The organism is Mesorhizobium sp. M1A.T.Ca.IN.004.03.1.1 (assembly GCF_003997555.1).
Classification (GTDB): domain Bacteria; phylum Pseudomonadota; class Alphaproteobacteria; order Rhizobiales; family Rhizobiaceae; genus Mesorhizobium.
The window spans coordinates 1-278 of record NZ_RZTV01000226.1; the positions used below are offsets into that span (position 1 = coordinate 1).

The 278-nt window shown below is 61.9% G+C and carries 1 protein-coding gene; it reads left to right on the forward strand.

What is annotated here, in order from left to right:
• The coding region (locus EOD29_RS31450) for an ATP-binding protein (RefSeq protein ID WP_348630466.1) at window positions 1-278 on the forward strand (278 nt) is incomplete at both ends.

The window sequence follows — 278 nt, forward strand, 5'->3', positions numbered from 1 at the left end:
GTCGATCTTGGCACCTATGTCAGCCAGATTGCCGCCTCGGTGATGGCGGCCCACGCGGTGGAAGGGATCCGGCTGGACATGAAGGTCGATACCTGGCCGGTTTCGGTCGATGTCGCCATGCCGGCCGGCCTCGTCATCAACGAACTCCTCACCAATACGCTGAAGCATGCCTTCGTGGGGCGTGATGGCGGCGAAATCACGCTCCGCTGTGTCGTCAGCGATACCGGGTGCAGGATCACCGTTGCTGATAACGGGGTCGGCCTTCCCCAAGATGTGAC